This is a genomic window from Vibrio sp. 1874, assembly GCF_033344395.1.
Classification (GTDB): Bacteria; Pseudomonadota; Gammaproteobacteria; order Enterobacterales; family Vibrionaceae; genus Vibrio; species Vibrio alginolyticus.
On record NZ_JAWPOR010000011.1, the window covers coordinates 110,215 to 134,498 of the forward strand.

Here is a 24,284-nt window from a genome sequence, read left to right on the forward strand (position 1 = left end):
TCTAATTTACAAAAAGATTCTATTAACCCTTTGAAGTTCGTGGTTTAATGTTCCGAACGCTTATCCTATAATGGTAGGAAGATTGAATTCTGTTAAATCGCTGCAGATGATCCAACGGGAAAGTATATGTCAGATAATAATCAGGCGCTGAAGGATGCGGGTTTAAAAGTAACCCTTCCGAGGCTAAAAATTCTAGAAGTACTTCAGCAGCCAGACTGCCAGCACATCAGTGCTGAAGATTTGTACAAAAAGTTGATTGATCTAGGTGAAGAAATTGGCCTAGCAACTGTTTACCGAGTTCTAAACCAGTTCGACGATGCTGGTATTGTAACTCGTCACCACTTTGAAGGTGGAAAGTCAGTCTTCGAATTATCGACTCAACATCACCACGACCACCTAGTGTGCCTAGACTGTGGTGAGGTAATTGAATTTTCTGACGATCTTATTGAAGAACGTCAAAAAGAGATTGCAGCTAAGTACAATGTCACACTAACAAACCACAGCTTATACTTGTACGGCAAGTGTAGCGATGGTGGTTGTAAAGACAATCCAGATGCACACAAACCGAAAAAATAAGGGTTTGTTAATTTAAAAAGTAAACGTCAGCACATGCTGGCGTTTTTTGTTTCTAGAAGTCAGTACCTTAGACGTCAGTACTTTGGTTACAGAACAAAAGCTACTAAACACCCATCTTTTTTCTCCACAGTTTTGCACATCTATATAGCACTCTGTGGGATTAGGTATAAAAAATGCCAGCGTTTGCTGGCATTTTTTCATCGTTCTCAGCATTAATTGAGATTATTGATTCTCAATTTTTGCCCAGGTATCACGTAGACCAACCGTGCGATTGAATACTAGATTATCTGCTGAAGAGTCTTTCGAGTCTGCACAGAAGTAACCCATACGTTCAAACTGGTAACCTTTTTCTGCTTCTGCAGAAGCTAGGCTAGGCTCGACGAAGCCATTGATCACAACTAATGATTCAGGGTTGATAGTAGAAGCAAAATCTTCCGCTGCGCCTGGGTTTGGCACCGTAAATAAACGATCGTACAGACGAATTTCCGCTGGAAGAGCTTTATCAGCTGACACCCAATGAATAACGCCTTTCACTTTACGACCATCTGCTGGGTTTTTACCTAGCGTATCTGCATCGTAAGAACAGAAGATCGTTGTGATGTTGCCTTCGGCATCTTTTTCAACGCGCTCAGCTTTGATCACGTAAGCACCACGTAAACGAACTTCTTTACCTAGCACTAAACGCTTGTACTTTTTGTTCGCTTCTTCACGGAAGTCTTCACGCTCAATCCACAATTCACGCGTGAATGGCACTTCACGCACGCCCATTTCAGGTTTATTTGGGTGGTTGGCAACTGTCAAGTTTTCTACTGCGCCTGCTTCAAAGTTTTCGATAACAACTTTAACAGGATCCAGTACAGCCATTGCACGCGGAGCGTTCTCGTTTAGGTCATCACGAATACAAGATTCTAATGAACTAAACTCGATCATATTTTCTTGCTTCGTTACACCAATACGCTTACAAAACTCACGAATAGATGCAGGTGTGAAGCCACGACGACGCAGACCTGAGACAGTCGGCATACGTGGATCATCCCAACCATTAACCAGTTTTTCAGTAACTAGCTGGTTAAGCTTACGCTTAGACATCACTGTGTATTCAAGGTTTAAACGACTGAACTCGTATTGATGTGGACGGCTTTCGATCGTGATGTTGTCTAGAACCCAATCGTACAGACGACGGTTATCCATGAATTCAAGCGTACAAATAGAGTGCGTAATGCCTTCTAATGCATCAGAAATACAGTGCGTAAAGTCGTACATTGGGTAAATGCACCACTTATCACCAGTTTGGTGGTGCGTAGCAAAACGCACACGGTATAAAACTGGATCGCGCATGACCATGAATGAAGAACCCATGTCGATTTTAGCACGAAGACACGCTTTACCTTCTTCAAATTCACCAGCGCGCATTTTTTCAAACAACGCCAAGTTCTCTTCAACAGAACGGTCACGGTATGGACTTGGTTTACCTGGCGCCTTTAGTGTGCCGCGGTATTCACGAATTTGCTCTGGACTTAGCTCATCTACGTACGCTAAGCCTTTGTTAATCAATTCAATTGCATATTCGTAAAGCTTATCGAAGTAGTTTGATGAGTAACATACTTCACCACTCCACTCAAAGCCCAACCAGTTTACATCTTTCTTGATAGACTCAACGTATTCGATGTCTTCTTTTTCAGGGTTTGTATCGTCGAAACGCAGATTACATTGACCCTGGTAGTCCTGAGCAATACCGAAGTTCAAACAGATAGACTTAGCATGACCGATATGCAGGTAGCCATTTGGCTCCGGCGGGAATCGAGTATGCACGCTAGTGTGTTTACCATCCGCTAGATCTTTATCAATGATCTGGCGAATAAAGTTTGATGGACGAGCATCAGCTTCACTCATCTATAGCACCTCAAAAATATTAGTATTGTCAGAGAAAACGGAACCCTGTATCCAAGTATGGTTTCACAGAGTACATTGTTCCTAATGATCCACAATTCTAAGCAATTAGACAACAAGAACTCGCTCTAAAACGACAATATTTATTGAGTTGGCGTGAAAGCAAAGCAGATTCAAAGGGCCTAAACGAAAAAAGGCCTCCTGCGGAGGCCTTTTGCGATGTTGTAGTATCAATTGTTTGCAATACCAATAACAAACAATCGCACCACTATTAAACAGTTAAGCTGGTAACTGAACACCACTTAAGTCTTCATCTTTAGATACATTCTTCATCTCACCAGCAACAATCTCTGCTAGTGGACCAAGGATAACTTGTAGGTTGTTTGTACCTAGCTTCACAACTCCCATAGCTCCAAGATCTTTCAGAGTTTTCTCATTGATAACGCTCATATCTTTCACAGAAAGGCGCAAACGAGTAATACAGGCATCGATAGAACTTAGGTTGTCATGACCGCCAAGTGCTTTCAAGTACTGACGAGCAAGCTCTGAAGAATTGCTTGATCCAGCCACGTTAGATGAAGCTTCTTCATCATCTTCACGTCCCGGTGTTTTAAGGCCAAACTTAACAATCACGGTACGGAACACGAAGTAGTAAACCGCAAAGAAACCAAGACCTTGTACAATGAGCATGTACCAGTTTACCGCTAGCGGGTTACGAGTCGACAATACTAAGTCGACTAAACCAGCAGAGAAACCGAAACCTGCAATCCACTGCATTGATGCCGCGATATAAACTGATAGACCAGTCAGCGCTGCGTGAAGAACGTACAGTCCTGGAGCAAGGAACATGAATGCAAATTCAAGTGGTTCTGTTACACCTGTAAAGAATGAAGCAAACGCAGCCGCAATCATGATAGATGCCACTTTCTCTTTATTCTTTGATTTCGCAGTATGGTACATCGCTAGAGCAGCGCCTGGTAAACCAAACATCATGATTGGGAAGAAGCCCGCTTGGTACATCCCTGTAACACCTACCGTTGCCGTGCCTTCAGCTAATGATTTCGCACCGCCAAGGAAGTTTGGAATGTCATTAATACCAGCAACATCAAACCAGAACACTGAGTTTAGTGCATGGTGCAGACCAACAGGAATTAGAAGACGGTTGAAGAATGCATAAACACCTGCACCTGCTTCACCCATACCTTGAATGCTTTCTCCAAAACTGACCAGACCGCCGTAAACTGATGGCCAAACGTACATCAGGATGAACGCAATAACGATACCAGCAAAAGACGTTAGGATAGGTACAAGACGCTTACCAGAGAAAAACGCCAGTGCTTTGTGCAGCTCTACGTGAGAAAAACGGTTGTACAACTCAGCAGAAACAATACCAACCAAGATACCTACGAACTGGTTATTGATTTTACCAAATGCAGCAGGTACTTCACTTGGGTCAATGCCTTGAATTTGTGATACTGCACCAGGGGCCAAAAGCGTTGTGACAACTAAGAAGCCCACGAAGCCTGAAAGTGCAGCGGCGCCATCTTTGTCTTTAGACATTCCGTAAGCAACACCAACAGCGAACAATACTGACATGTTGTCAATGATCGCTGCACCAGCTTTAATAAGAAATGCAGCAAGTGCACTGTTTGCGCCCCAGCCATTTGGGTCGATCCAGTAGCCAATACCCATGAGTATTGCTGCTGCAGGAAGTGTGGCAACCGGCACCATAAGCGCCTTACCCACCTTCTGGAAGTATCCGAGAATGTTCACCTTAAGTTCCCCCTATAGGATTAGATGTTATGTTGAATGACTTATTTCAGCCGTCCAATTTAGTCATCCTAAGTTTATGATATTAATTTTGCTCCGCAAATTAAAAGCTCACCGTTTGTGATCATAATCACCACAATTTGCCCTTTCGGAAGGTTTTTGCTAGCGAGATCATAAAACTTATTTTATTATACGAAAAAATGGCGTTTTAAAGATAATATTCTCGCACTTTATGCAAGGCAGAATCAGTGTTATTTTGGTATCTAGGCGGGTAAATCACTGTAACTTTGCTCTGAAAAAGAATCATAAAAAACCATACAATTATTACTTTTCAGTTAGTTACTATGACAATAACATCGATAAAACGCGACTTGCTGTATGTGACTCGTTATCTAATTCAGTGATACAAACTAAGTACCCATATGACTGAAGCAGTCTCTACTTAGATAACGATATAGAAATTGAATTCTCATCTATAAGGACTAGCTGACTATGTACGCGCTAAGTAACTGTAAAATTTATACCGGTAGTGATGTTCTTACCGATCATGCGGTCATCATCGAAAACGATCTTATTCAATCTATTGTGCCGGTTTCTGAGCTACCTCAAAGCATCGAACTAAAAGACCTTGCAGGCGCTAATCTAAGTCCAGGCTTTATCGATCTGCAGTTGAACGGTTGTGGCGGTGTAATGCTAAACGATGCAATTACCCCTGAAACCATGCAAATCATGCACCAGGCAAACCTCAAATCTGGCTGTACTAGCTTCCTGCCAACACTCATTACGTCATCTGATGAAGATATGCGAACTGCAATTGCCGCAGCTCGTGAGTACCACAACAAGTATCAAAATCAATCGCTTGGTTTACACCTCGAAGGTCCTTACCTTAACGTCGCGAAAAAAGGCATCCATAACGTAGATTTTATTCGCCCATCAGACGAAAGCATGATCGACCTTATCTGCACAAACGCCGATATCGTAGCGAAAGTAACACTAGCACCTGAGCATAACGACCCAGAGCATATTGCGCGATTAAAGGCTGCTGGCATCGTAGTTTCAATTGGCCACACAAATGCAACCTACGCCGAAGCACGTAAAAGCTTTGAAGCAGGCATTACTTTTGCTACACACCTCTTTAATGCAATGACACCAATGGTTGGTCGTGAACCAGGAGTTGTTGGTGCAATTTACGATACTCCTGACGTATATGCTGGCATTATTGCTGATGGTTTTCACGTCGACTACGCAAACATCCGAATTGCTCATAAAATCAAAGGTGAAAAGCTTGTTTTGGTGACGGATGCCACAGCTCCAGCAGGTGCTAACATTGATCACTTTATTTTTGTCGGTAAGAAAGTATATTACCGAGATGGTAAGTGTGTTGATGAAAATGGCACGCTAGGCGGCTCAGCTTTGACAATGATTGAAGCAGTTCAGAATTCAGTTGAGCACGCGGGGATCGCTTTAGACGAAGCTCTACGAATGGCCACGTTATACCCAGCAACAGCAATTGGTGTTGAGGATCGCCTTGGCCGAGTTCGAAAAGGGATGGTTGCAAACCTGACTATTTTCGATCGTGACTTTAAAGTAAAAGCGACGGTTGTTAACGGACAATACGAGCAAAATTAAGCATGAATGGCGGACAGATTGGTAATGTAGATTTAGTAAAACAGCTTAACAGCGCTGCGGTATATAGGCTGATTGATCAGCAAGGTCCTATCTCCCGTATTCAAGTCGCGGACGTGAGTCAGCTCGCGCCTGCTAGTGTTACCAAAATAACCCGCCAACTTTTAGAGCGCGGCCTTATTAAGGAGGTCGCCCAACAAGCTTCAACTGGTGGTCGTCGTGCGATCTCTTTGACTACTGAAGTCAAACCTTTTCATTCGATTGCCGTTCGCTTAGGTCGAGATTACGTACAGTTCAGTTTATACGATTTAGGTGGTACCGCGCTGGCAGAAGATCAGCATGAACTGCACTACACTAACCAAGCAGACTTAATCGCAGGACTTATCGATTTATTAAAAGATTTCGTAAACCGTTGCGAAGACAAAATTGATCAACTCATCGCTATCGGCATCACTTTACCGGGCCTTGTTAACCCAACAACTGGCGTGGTCGAATACATGCCTAATACCGATATCGATAATCTTGCTCTCGGTGAAATTGTTGGAGAGAAGTTTAATACAGCATGCTTTGTTGGCAACGACGTACGTGGCATGGCGTTGGCTGAGCACTACTTTGGAGCAAGCCAAGACTGCCAGGATTCTATTTTGGTTAGCGTCCACCGCGGTACTGGCGCAGGTATTATCGTTAACGGCCAGGTTTTTCTTGGTTTTAACCGCAACGTCGGTGAAATTGGTCATATCCAAATTGACCCGCTTGGTGAGCAATGCCAATGTGGAAACTTTGGCTGTTTAGAAACCGTAGCTGCAAACCCAGCGATTATTCAACGAGTGAAGCAACTGATTACTCAAGGATACGAATCAAGCTTAACCGACCTTGAAAACATCACAATTGAAGCGGTATGTCAGCACGCAATGAATGGTGATGAACTTGCGAAACAGAGTTTAGTGCGAGTGGGCAACCAGCTAGGTAAAGCGATTGCGATTACGGTTAACTTATTTAATCCACAGAAAATTGTAATTGCTGGCGATATTACTGCAGCACAAGATATTGTTTTCCCTGCAATTCAACGCAACGTAGAGAATCAATCTCTTAAAACTTTCCATAACGACCTCCCTATCGTGGCTTCTCACATTGATAAGCAGCCAACGATGGGCGCATTTGCGATGATTAAACGCGCTATGCTAAACGGAGTTTTGTTACAAAAGTTACTGGAAGACTAAGTTTATACAACCAATTGAGTTACAATCTCGGGCTGTGTTTTCACAGCCCGTTTTTGTATATCAGGAATACAGCTCAACAGTATGGAAATTATTCTAATTACAGCCGCTTTTTTAGCTGGTTTTATTGCGCTTAAATGCAGCCTCCCTCCCCTCGTTGGTTTTCTACTAGCTGGATTTGGCTTGCATGCATTTGGTTACCAAAGCAATGACGTTATTGTCACTCTCGCAGATCTTGGTGTTACTCTTCTTCTGTTTACTATTGGACTCAAACTCGATGTAAAAACCCTGCTGTCCAAAGAAATATGGGGAGGGGCAACCGCCCACAACATACTCTCTACCGCTTTTTTTGCCCTAGCGTTATCCGGCTTAAAACTACTGGGCTTGACTTCGCTAGCCAGTATGGACGGCAGCCAAATCCTGCTTTTAGCTTTTGCACTATCGTTCTCTAGTACCGTTTTTGCCGTAAAAGCATTGCAAGAAAAAGGCGAAATGAACGCGACCTACGGCACACTCGCGATCGGTATCTTGGTTATGCAAGATATTTTTGCCGTAGTATTCCTGACTGCTTCAACCGGAAAAGTCCCAGAATGGTATGCCATCGGTTTGTTCGCACTGCCTTTCCTTCGTCCCCTATTCTATAAGCTGCTCGATAAAGTTGGCCACGGCGAAATGCTGGTGCTATTCGGTATTTTCTTCGCGCTTGTTGTCGGTGCTGGGCTATTCGAGTTGGTCGGGATGAAACCAGACTTGGGCGCGCTAATTTTAGGCATGCTACTCGCAGGTCACCCAAAAGCCTCAGAACTATCCAAGTCATTATTCAATATGAAGGAGCTCTTTTTAGTCTGCTTCTTTTTAAACATTGGTTTATCCGCCTCATTGAGCGTGAATGGCGTCGTTCTCGCCCTGCTATTTATCTTACTGCTACCAATCAAAGGACTCTTGTACTTCGTCACTATTAATCATTTTAAGTTTCGAGTACGTACCTCTTTGCTCGCCTCTTTATCACTATTTAACTACAGTGAGTTTGGTCTTATTGTTGCAGGGTTGGCCTATAAAATGGGCTGGATGCCAAGTGATATGCTTGCTGCGATTGCGGTTGCGGTGTCGGTATCCTTTGTAATTTCCGCGCCACTTAACCGCCTTAGCCATAAAATTTATCAACATTCAGGTAAGTGGCTGCAAGAGACAGCGGTAGAAAAGCTCAATCAACGCGACCAACTCATCAACCCAGGTCATGCCCAAGTATTGATCTTAGGTATGGGGCGTATTGGAACGGGCGCTTATGATGAGCTACGCTCACGCTATGGCAAAATTTCATTGGGTATAGAAATTCGTGAAGACGCTGCACATCATCATCGTTCAGAAGGAAGAAATGTGATTTCTGGTGATGCCACCGACCCGGATTTCTGGGAGCGAATTTTAGATACAGGTCATGTAAAACTGGTTCTGCTTGCAATGCCACATCATCAAGGTAACCAAACAGCACTTGAGCAGCTTAAACGCAGAAAATATAAGGGGCAAATTGCCGCTATCGCCGAATACCCAGATCAATTGCAAGGCTTACTTGAAAATGGCGTTGACGCAGCATTCAATATATATAGTGAAGCTGGTAGCGGTTTTGCTCGACACGTCTGTAAACAACTTCAGCCTAAATTCACACCAATTAAATAAGCAACAGCACTGATATTTTTTGAAAGGCTTTCTATTGATAGAAAGCCTTTTTTGTATAGTTTTTATACCAAACCTTGATCTCATTCACCAAAACAACGGTTGAGTTAAATATTTTCCATACAACAAGGCCTTTTATCATTTTTTTAATCACAAAACGTTGCTTTTTTTATTAGTAATGGCAAATTTAAACCATACCGATTAGAAATTGTTTAGTTTAGTAAGGATGTAGTATGTGTTCAGTATTTGGCATTTTAGACATTAAAAGCGATGCAGCCGCATTGCGCCCTATCGCATTAGAGATGTCGAAAAAACTTCGTCACCGTGGCCCAGACTGGTCTGGGATTTACTCTTCAGAGCGTGCTATTTTAGCGCACGAGCGCTTGGCGATTGTTGGTCTAAATAGTGGTGCACAGCCGCTATACAGCCCTGATAAGAAGCTCATCCTTGCCGTCAATGGTGAAATCTACAACCATAAAGAAATTCGTGCTCGTTACGAAGGAAAGTACGAATTTCAAACCGATTCAGACTGTGAAGTCATTCTTGCACTTTACCAAGATATGGGTGCAGATCTCCTTGAAGAACTAAACGGTATTTTCGCTTTTGTGCTCTACGACGAAGAAAAAGATGAGTATTTAGTCGGCCGTGACCATATTGGTATTATCCCTCTTTATCAAGGTCACGATGAACATGGTAACTACTATGTGGCATCAGAGATGAAGGCTCTTGTTCCAGTATGTAAAACAGTAAGTGAATTCCCTCCTGGTAGCTACTACAGCTCTAAAGATACTCAGCCAACACGTTACTATGTTCGTGACTGGAACGAGTACGCAGCAGTACAAGGTAACAGCACTAGCAAAGAAGAATTGACGGAAGCGCTAGAAGCGGCTGTTAAACGCCAACTAATGACTGACGTGCCTTACGGTGTGCTTCTTTCAGGTGGTCTAGATTCTTCTATTACATCTGCGGTAGCAAAACGCTTTGCAGCGATGCGTATTGAAGATGATGAAAAGTCTGAAGCTTGGTGGCCTCAACTGCACTCTTTTGCTGTTGGCCTAGAAGGCGCGCCTGACCTGAAAGCAGCTCGCGAAGTTGCCGACCAAATTGGTACCGTTCACCACGAAATGACGTACACGATTCAAGAAGGTTTGGACGCGATTCGTGACGTGATTTACCACATTGAAACGTATGACGTGACGACTATCCGCGCATCAACACCTATGTTCTTAATGGGTCGTAAGATCAAAGCGATGGGTATCAAGATGGTATTGTCTGGTGAGGGCGCTGACGAAATCTTTGGTGGCTACCTTTACTTCCACAAAGCGCCAAACGCGAAAGAGTTCCACGAGGAGACTGTGCGTAAACTGCTTGCTCTGAACATGTTCGACTGTGCTCGTGCTAACAAGTCGCTGGCAGCATGGGGAGTTGAAGGACGCGTACCTTTCCTAGATAAAGAGTTCATTGATGTAGCAATGCGCTTGAACCCAGCAGACAAGATGTGTGGCAACGGTAAAATGGAGAAACACATCCTTCGTGAGTGCTTCGAGCACTACCTGCCAGAATCGATCGCATGGCGTCAAAAAGAGCAGTTCTCTGATGGCGTTGGCTACAGCTGGATCGATACGCTGAAAGAAGTAGCAGAACAGAAAGTGACAGACCAGCAGATGGAAACAGCTCAATATCGATTCCCATACAACACGCCAACGACAAAAGAAGGCTACGTGTACCGTGAAATCTTTGAAGAGTTATTCCCACTTCCATCAGCAGCAGAGTGTGTACCAGGAGGCCCTTCAGTAGCGTGTTCTTCAGCGAAGGCGATTGAATGGGATGAATCGTTCCAAAACTGTGTTGACCCATCAGGTCGTGCAGTACAGACCGTTCACAACGACTCATACTAATTCTCTACGATAAAGATAAGGGTTGGTTCGTCCAACCCTTTTAAAACAGACAAAAAATTAGATACGATCAAAAAGAGGTGCTTTTGCACCTCTTTTTATGTTTGATGGAATTAGGCTATTTTAAATCTAAATCACTATTGTCTATGCTGACAGGCACACGCTTGGTGATCATCTGAACTAGCATAATTGAGCGTTTCTCACCATCTTGTTCTTGGAAGATGGCATCTATGCCCGCAAATTGACCGCTTTTAACTCTAATTTGATCGCCTGGTTTTGGCATGCATTCAGAAACGGTATTGTCATTACAACACTTTTCTAGCTGCATCAATTCGAAGACCAAGTCACCTTGAACTTCTTTCGGTTGAGCACCAAAACGCACAAAGTCAACAACACCTCGAGTAGAGCGGACTGAGGTGAAGTTTGGCCCTTGCTCATAATCAAAGTAAGCGAATACGTAACAAGGAAACAGCGGTTCCTCGACTTTTTGTCTTTTACCGCGCAAAATCTTCTCAACTTCTACAGTTGGATAAAAGCATTCTACACCTTGGTTTTCAAGGTGTTGTTTCGCCCTAACCTGCTCCCCACGTTTACAATAAAGTAGATACCAACGTTTCATCTTTTTACTAGCCAATTCTATTTTGTTTTTATCCTAGCATTAAGCCAAAGTTGAGTCATTGATATTCAGTTTATCTATAAAAGTATGATTATACATCGCTCGCATTAACGACATTTTTCAGCAACTTACGATAAAGAAGTCCATAGGCAAAAATGGAAATTAAGTTTGTGACACAACCAATACACCATCATATAATCTGCAAATCTAATCAAAAACAGCCACTTAACAAACAAAAATAGTTGAATGGCAAAATTTTATTATTTGTCACTCGTTGAATTGCATTGTATACGTAGAAGTCGTTAAAAAATGTAATAACTATTATTAGAAGAGCTTATGTCAAACCAACATCAATATTTTGGTCATCCACGTGGCCTGTTCTTATTGTTCGGTACAGAACTGTGGGAACGCTTTTCTTACTACGCAATGCGTGCCATTCTCGTGCTTTACCTTACTGATACAACAATGAATGGCGGCCTTGGCTGGTCAACCAAAGACGCATTAGACCTATACGGCATATACACAGGGCTTGTGTATATCACGCCTCTTATCGGTGGTTACCTAGCAGATAACTATTTAGGTCAACGTCGCTCAATTTTGCTTGGTGGCGCGTTAATGGCCATCGGCCAGTTTACTCTTGCACTTCCTGCTGATGCTTTAGGTATTGGTTCGCTACACAGTTTCTATTTAGGTCTTGGCCTACTTATCACTGGTAACGGTCTCTTTAAGCCAAATATCTCAACCATGGTTGGCGACCTTTATCAAGAAGGTGACAACCGTCGTGACGGCGCATTCACTATCTTTTATATGGGTATCAACTTAGGTGCATTACTTGCCGGCGTCGTTTCTGGCTCTGTGACAACCTCTTACGGTTGGAAAGCTGGCTTTGTTGCCGCTGGTGTGGGTATGCTGGTTAGCCTAGTGATGCAAATGGTACTGGCTCAATCATGGCTTGGTGATATTGGCCGCGAACCAGCGGCGAAACGAGATCTAAATAACAAAAACGCCACCACGAAGCAGCCACTCACCAAAGAAGAAGTGAATCGACTAAAAGTAATTCTGGTCATGAGCTTATTCACTATTGTCTTCTGGGCAGGCTTTGAACAAGCAGGTGGCCTGATGAACATCTACACTCAACAATATACTGATCGCATGATTGGTGGTTTTGAAGTTCCTGCTGCGTGGTTCCAATCACTAAACCCATTTTTCATTATTACTCTAGCGCCAGTTCTGGCTGTCCTTTGGGTAAAATTGGGTAAACGTGAACCCACTTCGCCAGTGAAATTTGCAATGGCACTATTTTTCTTAGCGATTGGTTTCCTTTGTATGGTTGGCGCAGTGCTAGAACAAGGTGGAGATACAACAGTAAAAACATCGATGTTATGGTTGGTCGGCGCTTTCTTCTTCCACACATTAGGCGAGCTGTGTTTATCTCCAATTGGTCTTTCATTGGTGACTAAATTAGCACCGCTTCGCTTAGCTTCACTTATGATGGGTGCATGGTTTGGCTGTAATGCGATTGCTAACTATGTTGCGGGCTATGTGGGTTCTCACGTAGGCGAGTTAGGCGCTATGGCTATCTTTAGTGGTATTGCGGTCAGCGCAACCGTAAGTGGCGTAATTTTGCTCCTATTCTCTAATACACTCGTTCGCTGGATGCATGGCGCTGAAAATACGCACAGCACGGCAGAGCAAGTAGAAGAGCAGCAAGTACAAGTTGCTTGATCGCTCAACTAAACGTAGAAAGGGTCGCTATTGCGACCCTTTTTTGTATCTAAAGTTTAGATTGAACTAACTCAACCATCATCTCGATATGAAGTTCACTATCGTTCAAACAAGGGATGTAGGTAAAGTTTTCACCACCTGCTTCAAGGAAAATCTCTTTACACTCTTCCGAGATCTCTTCCAACGTCTCTAAACAATCTGAAGAAAATGCAGGGGTCACAACATTAATATTTTTCACACCCTTTGCAGGAAGTGCCTCTAGGGTCTTATCGGTATAAGGTTGAAGCCACTCTTCTCTCCCAAATCGGGACTGATACGTCATGCCAATTTGTTGTTCGCTTAAACCTAACGCTTTCCCAAGCAAGCGAGTCGTCTCTTCACAATGCTGTGGGTAAACATCACCATTGTCAGCATAACGTTTTGGAATACCATGATAAGAACACAGCAGGTAATCTCCCTGACCATTCTTTTGCCAATGTTCACGAACTGAATGCGCTAACGCTTCAATATATTTCGGGTGATTGTAATAATCACGAATAAAGCTAAAGCCTGGCATCACAGGCAGGTTCTTAAATGCTTTAGTGATTCCGTCAGAAACCGCTGCCGTTGTTGTGCCCGAGTATTGCGGATACAACGGTAAAACAATGACTTCATCAACGCCTTGCGCCAATAGGGCTTCAAAGCCTGATTGCAAACTTGGGTTACCATACGTCATACCAAGCTCTACAGGTATATCAAGCTTTTGTGCCAACTTTTCCGTTTGGCGTTTAGAGTACACCATCAACGGCGAGCCCTCTTCCATCCATACTGATTGATAGAGTTTGGCAACTTTAGGAGCTCGGATAGGAAGGATAACGCCGTGCAATAGTGGACACCAAAGCCATCGAGTCATGTCTACCACTCGGTGATCATGAAGAAACTGACTTAAAAAGCGCTTTACGGCAGGAGCGGTTGGTGCGTCAGGAGTTCCCAGGTTAACTAGGAGTACACCCTGTTTATTATTCTCTTTCATAACATCCTATTCATGGTAAACGGCTTGGTTCATATATTTAAGTAACCTCGAAGTAACGAATAGCCGAGCTGAAGTTAATTAGATATATGTTTACGAGTAAACTAAAAAAAGCGACCACTTGGGCCGCTTTCAATATATCAAAATATTAAATTTTTGACTTCAGCAAATTAAGATAGTGCTTTCTCGATATCCGCACTAACTTCAGCTACTTGCTTAGTACCATCAAACTTAAGGTACTTAGTCTTGCCTGCTTCAGCTTCTTTGCCGTAGTAGTTGATTAGCGGCGCAGTTTGCTCGTGGTAAACACCTAGACGAGCACGTACTGTTTCTTCTTTGTCGTCATCACGAACAACAAGATCTTCACCAGTTACATCATCTTTACCTTCCACTTTAGGCGGGTTGTAAACCACGTGGTAAGTACGACCAGAAGGAAGGTGAGCACGACGACCAGCCATACGCTCAACAATTACATCGTCTGCAATGTCAAATTCGATAACGTAGTCTACGTCTACGCCCATTTCTTTTAGGCCGTCAGCTTGAGGGATAGTACGTGGGAAACCATCTAGTAGGAAACCGTTTGCACAGTCTTCTTGAGCGATGCGCTCTTTGATAAGACCAAGGATGATTTCATCAGAAACTAGCTGACCAGCGTCAATAACAGCTTTAGCTTGTTTACCAAGCTCTGTACCTGCTTTGATAGCAGCACGAAGCATATCACCAGTAGAGATTTGTGGAATACCGTATTTTTCCATGATGAAGTTTGCTTGTGTGCCTTTACCTGCACCTGGAGCACCTAGAAGAATGATGCGCATGATTTATCCTCTTTAATATTTAAGATTTATACCGAAGCTCACAATAGCTGACCTCTTAGACATCAAACCTGAGAAGCACCTGCAACGATAAGTTTCGGTATAACGTATATAGGCGAGCAAAAATACACGCCTTATTACTCACATTCAAGTCGCAGATTCTATCACAGGTTCTCTGAGCAAAGAGTGTATTAAGACTAAAGAATGTTAACAGTACCCTCTTTCACGCCCTATTGATTATTAACTCAGCACTTGAGATGCAAAATTTTGCGACAACAAACAAAAAGCTCGCGAAATGCGAGCTTTTTGATTTGCAGAGGTTATTACACCTTAGTCAAAAGTTGATTAACGGCTCCTAAGAACTCTGTTGGATCCTCAATAGAGCCTCGCTCCGCTAGCATTGCCTGACCAAGCAGAACTTCAACCCAGCGACCAAACGCTTCTTCATCGGCTTCGTCAGCCATACGCTTAACCAATTTGTGCTCAGGGTTTAGCTCAAAGATGTATTTCACTTCCGGCACAGCTTGACCAGCTGCCGCAAGAAGCTTCGCCATTTGAGTACCCATTTCGTAATCGTCCGTTACCACAACAGCAGGCGTAGATGCGAGTTTGAAGGTGGTACGAACTTCTTTCACACGATCGCCTAGGTAAGACTTCGTGCGCTCTACAACCGACTTAAACTCTTCTTCGGTTTCTTTTTGCTTCTCTTTTTCTGCTTCATCTTCAAACTGACTTAGATCAAGCCCAGCTTTAGTGATTGACTGGAACTGTTTACCATCAAACTCAGTTAAGTAGTTCATCAGCCACTCATCAATGCGGTCGTACATCAAGATAACTTCAATGCCTTTCGCTTTGAACTGTTCTAAGTGAGGGCTGTTTTTCGCAGCTGCATAGCTGTCTGCCGTCAAGTAGTAGATCTTATCTTGACCTTCTTTCATGCGCTCAACGTAAGACGCCAAGCCCACAGTTTGCTCAGAAGAGTCCACTTCAGTTGAGGCAAAGCGCAATAAACCTGCAACTTTCTCTTTGTTTGCAAAGTCCTCCGCAGGGCCCTCTTTCATCACAAGACCAAACTCTTTCCAGAATGATTGGTATTTCTCTTCGTCATTCTTGGCCATACGTTCAAGCATCGTTAGCACGCGCTTAGTACAAGCATTACGTAGAGACTGAGTCACTTTATTGTCTTGTAAGATCTCACGCGATACGTTTAGCGGTAAATCGTTTGAGTCTATTAAACCACGTACGAAGCGTAAGTATGACGGCATAAATTGCTCTGCATCGTCCATAATGAATACGCGCTGTACGTACAGTTTCAAGCCTGATTTGTGGTCGCGGTTCATCATATCCCAAGGTGCTTTCGATGGGATGTATAGTAAGCTCGTGTAGTCGTTTTTACCTTCTACACGGTTATGACTCCAGACCAAGGGATCGGCAAAGTCATGTGATACGTGCTTGTAGAACTCTTGATACTCTTCTTCTGAAATATCAGATTTGTTACGCGTCCACAGTGCCTGGGCTTTGTTGATTTGCTCCCACTTTTTCTCATCTGTTTCCTTGCCTTCGTCATCACGAACGACAGTTTGGATTGAAACAGGAATGCCGATGTGATCAGAGTACTTACTGATAACGTCACGTAGACGCCACTCATTCAAAAACTCTTTACCCTCTTCACGCATATGAAGAATGATGTCGGTACCACGTGACTCTTTGGTAATGTTTTCGATGGTGTACTCACCTTCACCCGCTGAGTGCCATTGTACCGCTTCATCAGCGGCTAGACCCGCAGCGCGAGTGCGCACGGTAACGGCGTCAGCAACGATAAATGCCGAGTAGAAACCAACACCAAACTGACCAATAAGCTGAGAGTCTTTGCTCTGCTCTTCAGATAGCTTTGAGAAAAACTCGGCTGTTCCAGATTTTGCGATTGTTCCTAAGTGCTCAATCACATCATCACGGCTCATACCGATACCGTTATCAGAAATGGTTAAGGTATTTGCGCTTTCATCAAACGACAGTTTCACGCAAAGGTCTGCATTACCTTCGTATAGATCTGGGTTAGATAACGCCTGAAAGCGCAGTTTGTCTGATGCATCTGATGCGTTAGAGATCAGCTCGCGCAAAAAGATCTCTTTATTTGAATAAAGAGAATGGATCATTAAATGCAGTAGTTGTTTTACTTCTGATTGAAAACCACGAGTTTCTTTATTTTGAGATACGGTTTCGCTCATGTGTGCTCCATAACATCTAAACTAATTGGCTTTTTCATAGGGACAAGTTTGTGACTTTCCCCTTGAAATCACCTTACCGAGATGTCATTTAACATGTGGCTGACAAATGTAAATTCAAGGTCAATATTGCTAAAAACGGTGTTTTTTTAGAAAATTTTAATTATCCTACCCGTCTAAAAGCATCTAAAATGTCGTGCGCACTCCAAGCGCCCCGGTAATTTTGTGACATAAATCACCATAATTACAACATCATCCATCTAAGAAGAACTAAATGACTAACATTGGCACCAAATTTCTACTTGCTCAAAGGTTCACCTTTGATCCAAATAGTAATTCGCTCGCTGACCAACAAAACGGCAACGACGTTGTACGATTAGGAAGCAACGAAAGCCGTATACTTCTGATGTTGGCAGAGAGACCAAACGAAGTTTTAACCCGTAACGAGCTTCACGAGTTTGTTTGGCGTGAGCAAGGTTTTGAGGTGGATGACTCAAGCCTGACTCAAGCGATTTCTACTCTGCGTAAGATGTTGAAGGATTCAACAAAATCTCCAGAGTTTGTTAAAACGGTACCTAAACGTGGCTACCAACTCATTTGTTCAGTGGAACGCTTGAGCCCATTTTCTACTGACTCTAACACTGACGTTGAAGAAACCGCTTCTGAACACGAAGCGCCAGCAGTGGAGTTAGAAGCGAGCGATACACCACCAACAGAGATAGTGACCGATACTACTGCTGATCTTGAGCCTCAAGTAGAGCCGACTAAAACTCAGCCGAAGCCAGCATCTAACACGATTAACTGGCTACCGCGTGTCATTATCTTTTTGTCTCTGCTGCTTCCTGTTTGCGTATTGTTATTCACGAACCCTGCGGAATCCCAATTCCGTCAGATTGGTGAGTATCAAAATGTACCAGTGATGACACCTGTAAATCACCCTCAAATCAACAACTGGTTGCCTTCAATAGAGCAATGCATTGAGCGCTACGTGAAGCACCATGCAGAAGACTCGTTGCCAGTTGAAGTGATTGCCACTGGTGGACAAAATAACCAGCTGATTCTGAACTATATTCATGACAGTAACCACTCTTACGAGAACGTAACACTGCGTATTTTCGCAGGTCAAAACGATCCAACAGACATCTGCAAATAAAGGAGGCCAATATGAAGATTAAATTAGCATCTGCGGTTTTGGCCGTATCCGTTCTTTTCAGCAGTTGGTTGTATTGGGGAAGTGACCTAAAAGTGGAGCAGCTCCTCACAGCAAACGAATGGCAGTCGACCATGGTGACAGTCATTACAGACAGCTTGCCTGACGATACTGTCGGCCCACTACGCCGAGTTAATGTTGAATCAAACGTGAAATATCTCCCTAATGGTGACTATATTCGCGTAGCAAATATCAAACTATTCGCTCAAGGTTCAACCGCAGAATCAACGATAAATATCTCGGAAAAAGGCCGCTGGGAAGTAAGTGACAACTATTTGTTGGTCTCGCCTTCGGAGTTTAAAGATATTTCATCTTCTCAATCAAAAGACTTTTCCGAAGCACAGCTACGTTTAATTACTCAAATTTTTAAGCTAGATGCGGAGCAAAGTCGTCGTATTGACGTCGTGAACGAAAAAACACTATTGCTCACTAGCTTGAACCACGGTTCTTCGGTACTGTTTAAAAACTAATTTTGATTGGATGATAAGGGGGCAAGACGCCCCCTTTGTTTTGCTTATGGATTGGCTAGATACCACTACTCTCTTTTTCGGTTCACTAATCGCCAACACGCTGGCTTCACTTTCTGGTGGCGGAGCAGGCTTGCTTCAATTCCCTTTACTCATCTTTCTCGGCTTACCGTTCTCCGTTGCGCTAGGCACACATAAGGTGGCTTCGGTTGCTTTAGGCTTAGGCGCAGCAAGCACGCATTTAAGATCAGGCACTATTAAATGGAAAATCGCGCTCTACCTTATCTTGTCCGGTAGTATTGGCGTGATTTTAGGGGCTAACTTAATTGTACAGATCCCTGATGGTATCGCGGAAAAGATGCTCGGCACGATGATCCTAGCGCTAGGTATCTACTCGCGATTTAAGACATCGCTAGGCCAAGCTGAAGTAATACGTAACCGTCATCCTATCGGTTGGGTTATTGGTGGAATTGGCTTACTGTTTATCGGCATCATTAACGGATCTCTTACCGCAGGTTCTGGTTTGCTCGTGACACTATTTTTGGTGCGCTGGTTTGGTTACGACTACAAACAAGCCGTTGCTTACACCATGATTTGTGTCGGCCTGTTTTGGAATGGCATTGGAGGCATTGCCGTCGTACAGGCAGGGGCCCCTATTCACTGGGCTTGGATGCCTGTTTTATTGTTAAGCTCATTTCTAGGCGGCAGTTTAGGCGCATGGGCCGCGACTCGATACAGTAACAGAGTGATTAAAGTTGCATTCGAAATTCTCACGTTTGCCGTGGGCATCAAGTTGCTGGTTTAAAAAGATTAAAAGGAAAGTTTCATGGATAAAGCAATCATTGATATTTATTACTGCCGCCAGTGCAACTGGATGTTGCGTTCAACTTGGCTATCGCAAGAATTACTGCATACTTTTAGCGAAGAAATAGAAACAATCAGCTTACACCCGGACACAGGTGGTCGCTTCGAAATTTTCTGTAATGGCCAGCAAATTTGGGAACGGAAAAAAGACAGCGGCTTTCCTGAAGCCAAGGTGCTAAAACAGCGCGTAAGAGACATTATCGACCCAGAACGCGATTTAGGACATTCAGACACAAAATAGGGAGCAATTCGCTCCCTATTTTTTACTTAGTAAAACCGTTAAATCATGGTTTGTGCTAATACTTCGCCTTCTGGCGTTTTTACCGTTAGCTTATTGCCTTCTAGAGTACCAAAGCTTCTCGGTAAGCCATTACGTGGGAATGTCATCGAGCCTGGGTTGAATATAATGGCTCCATCTTGCATCTCTGCGACGGGAACATGTGTATGACCGTGGGCGATGATATCACCTTCACGCAGTGGCGGCCGTTTTTCAGAGTTGTACAAGTGACCATGAGTCAAAAAGATTCTCTTGCCAGATTCAAGTAGCACCCATGAGTAATCCATCATCATTGGAAACTTCAATAGCATTTGGTCTACTTCACTATCACAGTTGCCACGTACAGAAATAATTTGATCACTGTATTGGTTCAATAAGTCTGCTACCTGTGGAGGGTTGTAGCCTTCCGGAATAGGGTTTCGCGGCCCATGGTTTAGCGTATCTCCTAGCAAAATCAGGTGGTGCGCACCAGAAGCCAAAAATAGATCAATGGTTTCTTTAGTTGCTGGCAAAGAGCCATGCAGGTCTGAGGCAAAAAATAGTTTCACGACATCGTCTCCTCAAAAAGTATGAGGTCATTCTACGGCATTTTTTTAGCAGCTCAACCTACGACGGTTTGAATACTACTGATAGCGCAATGATTCAATGACCATAGGCAAAACATAGAACCATGCTGCATACGCTGTTCCAACCAACACCAGTATCCAAAACACCATCGACATAAATTTTGATTTGGCTAGATGGTGCAGCGGATCGGGCTCTCCGCATCCTGGACATGCATGAGCGCGTTTTGAGATTTGTTTCTCACACACGGGGCAAGAGACTAAAGGCATGATACAGATTCCTCGACATTAGGCTTAGGGCGCAAAGAATAATGGTGAATTAACACATATGCAACCTAACATATATTAAATATTTTAGTTCTTTGTAACAGTCGCTGACTTGAGAAAAAATTCGTTGATTTTTCATTTATATCAACCTATTACACTTCTTCTCGCACCATACCATTGATGACAATATTGTTATAACTCACCATCCCAATGACCTCGCCACTTTCAATGACCGGCGCTCTGCTTATGCCAAATCGCTCAAACAAACGGGCACAATATTTTACGTTCATATCTGGTTCGACACACAAAGCGGGCTTGGTCATGATTTCATAAATATTTGTGCGCTGAGGAGAACGATTATTCGCCAGCACCTTTTTGGCGATATCATTCATCAACACGATGCCATATTCATCATTATCATCTCGCTTTTTCACCACCAGCGCTTTGACTTGGTATTTTTTCGCTAGCGTTATGCCTTCGTATACGGTCATCAGTCCATCAACCATTACATACGTTGCCGCCATAACATCTCGAACTCTAATTATCGTTTGATCACTCATAATTCATCCTCGACTACTTTGGTCAATGTCTCGACTTGATGCGCGACACCGACTGCATCTTCAATATCGATCTGAACAGCAATCCCCTGTCCCGACTCTCTGTCAAATTCACCAACCTCATTAATGGTCTCTAATATGTGTCGAGATAGATGTTCCTCGACCACAAACAGCAGCACATCTTTTTGCACTTCTAGCGTTAAACCAAAAAACGTTCGCTTTTGATTTAAACCTTGCCCGCGAGCATTGTTAATCACTGTTGCACCGGTCGCACCAGCATCGCGTGCAGCGTCCAACACCTTGTCTGTTTTGCTGTCTTCAACAAACGCAAGTATCAATTTAAAGCGCATTTTCTTCTTCCTCCGAGACGTTTTTATTCAGCCACTGGGTTATTTGCGCATAGCCCATCACAGAGATCATAGGAAATAGACTGGCAAACGCGATCAAGCCAAAGCCATCAATCATTGGGTTTCTTCCAGGGACGGTCGAAGCAAGCCCTAACCCTAATGCAGTTACAAGTGGGACAGTGACGGTAGAAGTTGTTACGCCTCCAGAATCGTAGGCGAGTGGAACAATAAGCTTAGGAGCGTAAAACGTTTGAATCACAACGACGATGTAACCCGCGATGATGTAATAATGAATGGGATCGCCCACGACAATCCGGTAACTCCCTAATGCAATACCAATTGCCACCCCAAACGCAACGGCTACGCGCAAGCCGTTAATACTGATACTGCCTCCAGAGACTTGGTTTGCTTTTATCGCTACAGCGATTAAAGAAGGCTCTGCAATCGTGGTACTAAAGCCTATAAAAAAGGCGAAGGTGTAAACCCAATAATAGTCGACCCACATTAAGGCTTTCCCTACCGATACTTTGAACTCTTGTAAAAACTCCGGCGCCGTTAATTGCACAGCCATCGTCTCCCCAAGTGGAAACAACGCCATTTCTAATCCAAGTAAAAAAAGAGCTAACCCGAAAATCACATAAACGAACCCAAGCAAAACTTTCTTAAGGTTGCTAACAGGACGCCTTAACACCGCTAACTGAAAACCAAAAATAATGCTGGCGATGGGAACGACGTCTCGAACGGTCGATAACAAAGTGTCTAGGAAATGATCAATTGAAATCATGTTACGACCATTCCGTAAACCATCACAAACATCATCGGTAACAGCGAGGCAAAAGCGATTAAACCAAAGCCATCCACCATAGGGTTACGCCCTTTAATAGAAGACGCTAAACCGACACCCAGTGCAGTGACCAAAGGTACTGTTATGGTGGACGTGGTTACACCTCCGGAATCGTAAGCGACGCCAATAATGGCTTCAGGTGCAAACCACGTCAGTATTACAACGCCTACATAGCCACCAATGATCATGTAATGAATCGGCCACCCTTTTAAGATACGCAAAACGCCGATAACGATGGCTATCCCCACAGAGAGAGCTACTGTTACTCGAAGTCCTTCTCCGTAATCCTGCATGGACTGCTCTGAGTTAGCGATCATTCCGCCCTCAGCCGCAACTTCTGAGGCTTCTTCCGCTACCGCGGTTAATGCAGGTTCAGCTATCGTGGTGCCAAACCCCAAACAAAACGCAAAGACTAATAACCAAAACACGCTGCCTTTTTTTGCAAAGGCTTGAGCCATACTCTCTCCGATAGGAAAAAGACCAAGTTCTAGGCCAAAGATAAAAAAGGTTAATCCTAAAACGACAAGCAACAAGCCAAAAAGAATGGAGACCAGGTTGGGCAGCGGCTCTTGCAAAACGACTAATTGGAAAAAAGTGATAACAATGATGATGGGTAATAAGTCACGAGCACTATTGAGGAGCGCTCGAAAAAGCGCAACAAATGCTTCCATGCCTATCCTCCTTGATTGTGCAAACTGATTACGCTCGTTCCAATGAGCGATAACTTCTAGTCTGGCATAGATTTCACTCTTCTACCGTGAATGCACTAGCGCCATCTATAACATTTAGTTACATATTTTCTAATATGTGAAGTTAATAGCCTCTCTGTCAGCTTGTCACTATCCTAGAAATAATGGTGTTGAGATGATCAAGCTAAGCACAAAACGACTATAATGTTCTAATACGTGTACATTCAAAGAGATAACATGAAGATATTACTCACAGGTGGCACTGGGTTTATTGGCTCGGAGTTGCTCAAGCTGCTATCAACTCACCAAGTTATGCTACTTACACGCTCTCCAGAGCGAGCAAAACAACGCCTACAGCATGCTGATCTGGGTAATATCGAATACCTTGACTCGCTCGAATCGTTCGCCGATCTCAATCACGTTGATGCCGTCATTAATCTTGCAGGTGAGCCTATTGCGGATAAAAGGTGGACCAGCGAGCAAAAAGAAAAAATCTGCAAAAGTCGTTGGAAAATTACCGAGCAAATTGTTGAGCTGATCCACGCAAGTACCGAACCTCCCTCTGTTTTTATTAGTGGCTCGGCAGTTGGCTACTATGGTGATCAACAAGATCATCCGTTTGATGAGTGCTTACATGTTAATAGCGACGACTTTCCTCACGAGGTTTGTGCAAAGTGGGAGCAAATAGCCAAGCGCGCAGAGTCGGAGCAAACTCGGGTTTGTCTAATGAGAACTGGCGTGGTACTCGGCCTCAATGGTGGTGCGTTGGCAAAGATGCTATTACCTTACAAGCTTGGCGTAGGCGGCCCACTTGGGAACGGTAATCAGTACATGCCTTGGATTCACATCCTAGATATGGTCCGCGCCATCATGTACTTGCTTGAAACACCACATGCCCACGGTGCATTCAATATGTGCGCCCCCCATCCTGTGACTAATCGTATATTCAGCGGTACACTAGCTAAAACGCTCAAACGTCCGCATATCTTGTTCACGCCTAAATGGGCGATTGAACTCCTAATGGGAGAATCTTCCTGCTTATTGTTCGATAGCATGAGAGCCAAACCCAAAAAACTCACCGAACTGGGCTTTAAATTTAGCTACTCCAGAATAGAGCCAGCACTCAAGCACTTGCTTCATGACCGGAGCTGATGAATGATGGCTCTA

General features: G+C 43.7%; 23 protein-coding genes. 11 read left to right on the forward strand and 12 right to left on the reverse strand.

Going from position 1 to position 24,284, the window contains the following annotated elements; translation table 11 throughout:
* The first annotated feature begins 126 nt into the window (after nt 1-126).
* The gene (gene fcrX, locus R8N46_RS18080; protein ID WP_005382141.1) at nt 127-576 is read left to right on the forward strand and encodes a ferric iron uptake transcriptional regulator FcrX; all 450 of its coding nucleotides are present in this window, start codon (nt 127-129) and stop codon (nt 574-576) included.
* 222 nt (nt 577-798) lie between these two features.
* Here the strand turns inward: fcrX and glnS are convergent, their stop codons facing one another.
* Nucleotides 799-2,469 (reverse strand): glutamine--tRNA ligase, encoded by a 1,671-nt coding sequence (gene glnS / locus R8N46_RS18085; RefSeq protein ID WP_005382124.1) that lies wholly within the window; start codon nt 2,467-2,469, stop codon nt 799-801.
* 276 nt (nt 2,470-2,745) lie between these two features.
* The gene (nagE, locus tag R8N46_RS18090; protein WP_005384985.1) at nt 2,746-4,239 is read right to left on the reverse strand and encodes an N-acetylglucosamine-specific PTS transporter subunit IIBC; all 1,494 of its coding nucleotides are present in this window, start codon (nt 4,237-4,239) and stop codon (nt 2,746-2,748) included.
* A 489-nt stretch (nt 4,240-4,728) separates the two neighbouring features.
* Here nagE and nagA point away from each other — a divergent pair, with 489 nt between their 5' ends.
* From nagA to asnB, 4 genes are all read left to right on the forward strand, one after another.
* Nucleotides 4,729-5,865, forward strand: a complete 1,137-nt coding sequence (nagA, locus tag R8N46_RS18095; RefSeq protein ID WP_025766987.1) for an N-acetylglucosamine-6-phosphate deacetylase — start codon at nt 4,729-4,731, stop codon at nt 5,863-5,865.
* Between the two features lie 2 nt (nt 5,866-5,867).
* Nucleotides 5,868-7,082: a DNA-binding transcriptional regulator NagC gene (gene nagC / locus R8N46_RS18100; RefSeq protein WP_025766988.1), complete on the forward strand. Its 1,215-nt coding sequence runs from the start codon at nt 5,868-5,870 to the stop codon at nt 7,080-7,082.
* An 81-nt stretch (nt 7,083-7,163) separates the two neighbouring features.
* Nucleotides 7,164-8,753, forward strand: coding sequence for a cation:proton antiporter family protein (locus R8N46_RS18105; protein WP_025766989.1), 1,590 nt, complete (start codon nt 7,164-7,166; stop codon nt 8,751-8,753).
* A 230-nt stretch (nt 8,754-8,983) separates the two neighbouring features.
* Nucleotides 8,984-10,648 (forward strand): asparagine synthase B, encoded by a 1,665-nt coding sequence (asnB, locus tag R8N46_RS18110; protein WP_005382100.1) that lies wholly within the window; start codon nt 8,984-8,986, stop codon nt 10,646-10,648.
* Nucleotides 10,649-10,763: 115 nt separating this feature from the next.
* On the opposite strand, the gene rfaH is transcribed toward asnB, so the two are convergent.
* Nucleotides 10,764-11,264: a transcription/translation regulatory transformer protein RfaH gene (gene rfaH / locus R8N46_RS18115; protein WP_005382098.1), complete on the reverse strand. Its 501-nt coding sequence runs from the start codon at nt 11,262-11,264 to the stop codon at nt 10,764-10,766.
* Between the two features lie 333 nt (nt 11,265-11,597).
* Between rfaH and R8N46_RS18120 the strand changes: the two genes are divergently transcribed.
* Nucleotides 11,598-12,986: a peptide MFS transporter gene (locus tag R8N46_RS18120; RefSeq protein WP_005382097.1), complete on the forward strand. Its 1,389-nt coding sequence runs from the start codon at nt 11,598-11,600 to the stop codon at nt 12,984-12,986.
* Between the two features lie 49 nt (nt 12,987-13,035).
* Here the strand turns inward: R8N46_RS18120 and hemH are convergent, their stop codons facing one another.
* The 3 genes from hemH to htpG form a co-directional block, all read right to left on the reverse strand.
* A complete protein-coding gene (hemH, locus tag R8N46_RS18125) occupies nt 13,036-13,998 on the reverse strand; it encodes a ferrochelatase (RefSeq protein WP_064353706.1) in 963 nt (320 codons plus the stop codon).
* Between the two features lie 167 nt (nt 13,999-14,165).
* On the reverse strand, nt 14,166-14,810 hold the full coding sequence (gene adk, locus R8N46_RS18130; RefSeq protein WP_213972519.1) for an adenylate kinase: 645 nt from the start codon (nt 14,808-14,810) through the stop codon (nt 14,166-14,168).
* Nucleotides 14,811-15,130: 320 nt separating this feature from the next.
* Entirely contained in the window at nt 15,131-17,035 is a 1,905-nt protein-coding gene (htpG, locus tag R8N46_RS18135) for a molecular chaperone HtpG (protein WP_053303298.1), read from the reverse strand.
* 271 nt (nt 17,036-17,306) lie between these two features.
* Here htpG and R8N46_RS18140 point away from each other — a divergent pair, with 271 nt between their 5' ends.
* Genes R8N46_RS18140 through R8N46_RS18155 form a run of 4 tightly spaced genes read left to right on the forward strand, consistent with a single transcriptional unit; the run spans nt 17,307 to nt 19,814 of the window.
* Nucleotides 17,307-18,185: a transcriptional regulator gene (locus R8N46_RS18140; protein ID WP_017819958.1), complete on the forward strand. Its 879-nt coding sequence runs from the start codon at nt 17,307-17,309 to the stop codon at nt 18,183-18,185.
* 11 nt (nt 18,186-18,196) lie between these two features.
* The gene (toxS, locus tag R8N46_RS18145; RefSeq protein WP_005382091.1) at nt 18,197-18,712 is read left to right on the forward strand and encodes a transmembrane regulator ToxS; all 516 of its coding nucleotides are present in this window, start codon (nt 18,197-18,199) and stop codon (nt 18,710-18,712) included.
* Between the two features lie 46 nt (nt 18,713-18,758).
* Nucleotides 18,759-19,514 carry a sulfite exporter TauE/SafE family protein gene (locus tag R8N46_RS18150; RefSeq protein WP_042523148.1) on the forward strand — a complete coding sequence of 252 codons (756 nt, stop codon included), beginning with the start codon at nt 18,759-18,761 and terminating at the stop codon, nt 19,512-19,514.
* 21 nt (nt 19,515-19,535) lie between these two features.
* On the forward strand, nt 19,536-19,814 hold the full coding sequence (locus R8N46_RS18155) for a SelT/SelW/SelH family protein (protein WP_005382088.1): 279 nt from the start codon (nt 19,536-19,538) through the stop codon (nt 19,812-19,814).
* A gap of 38 nt (nt 19,815-19,852) precedes the next feature.
* Here R8N46_RS18155 and yfcE read toward each other — a convergent pair whose 3' ends face one another.
* The 6 genes from yfcE to R8N46_RS18185 all read right to left on the reverse strand — a co-directional run bounded on the left by yfcE (nt 19,853) and on the right by R8N46_RS18185 (nt 23,099).
* The gene (gene yfcE, locus R8N46_RS18160) at nt 19,853-20,398 is read right to left on the reverse strand and encodes a phosphodiesterase (protein WP_047102892.1); all 546 of its coding nucleotides are present in this window, start codon (nt 20,396-20,398) and stop codon (nt 19,853-19,855) included.
* Between the two features lie 75 nt (nt 20,399-20,473).
* Nucleotides 20,474-20,683, reverse strand: coding sequence for a hypothetical protein (locus R8N46_RS18165; protein ID WP_005382086.1), 210 nt, complete (start codon nt 20,681-20,683; stop codon nt 20,474-20,476).
* A 149-nt stretch (nt 20,684-20,832) separates the two neighbouring features.
* On the reverse strand, nt 20,833-21,240 hold the full coding sequence (locus tag R8N46_RS18170; RefSeq protein WP_005382085.1) for a CBS domain-containing protein: 408 nt from the start codon (nt 21,238-21,240) through the stop codon (nt 20,833-20,835).
* The gene (locus tag R8N46_RS18175) at nt 21,237-21,587 is read right to left on the reverse strand and encodes a P-II family nitrogen regulator (RefSeq protein WP_054578025.1); all 351 of its coding nucleotides are present in this window, start codon (nt 21,585-21,587) and stop codon (nt 21,237-21,239) included. The genes R8N46_RS18170 and R8N46_RS18175 overlap by 4 nt, the downstream gene beginning before the upstream one ends.
* Complete coding sequence (locus tag R8N46_RS18180) at nt 21,577-22,368, reverse strand: DUF1538 domain-containing protein (protein WP_005382078.1); 792 nt, start codon at nt 22,366-22,368, stop codon at nt 21,577-21,579. Before R8N46_RS18180 ends, R8N46_RS18175 begins: the two co-directional genes overlap by 11 nt.
* Nucleotides 22,365-23,099, reverse strand: a complete 735-nt coding sequence (locus R8N46_RS18185; protein ID WP_005382077.1) for a DUF1538 domain-containing protein — start codon at nt 23,097-23,099, stop codon at nt 22,365-22,367. Before R8N46_RS18185 ends, R8N46_RS18180 begins: the two co-directional genes overlap by 4 nt.
* 255 nt (nt 23,100-23,354) lie before the next feature.
* Between R8N46_RS18185 and R8N46_RS18190 the strand changes: the two genes are divergently transcribed.
* Nucleotides 23,355-24,269, forward strand: a complete 915-nt coding sequence (locus tag R8N46_RS18190) for a TIGR01777 family oxidoreductase (RefSeq protein WP_065274254.1) — start codon at nt 23,355-23,357, stop codon at nt 24,267-24,269.
* The last annotated feature ends 15 nt before the right edge of the window (nt 24,270-24,284 follow it).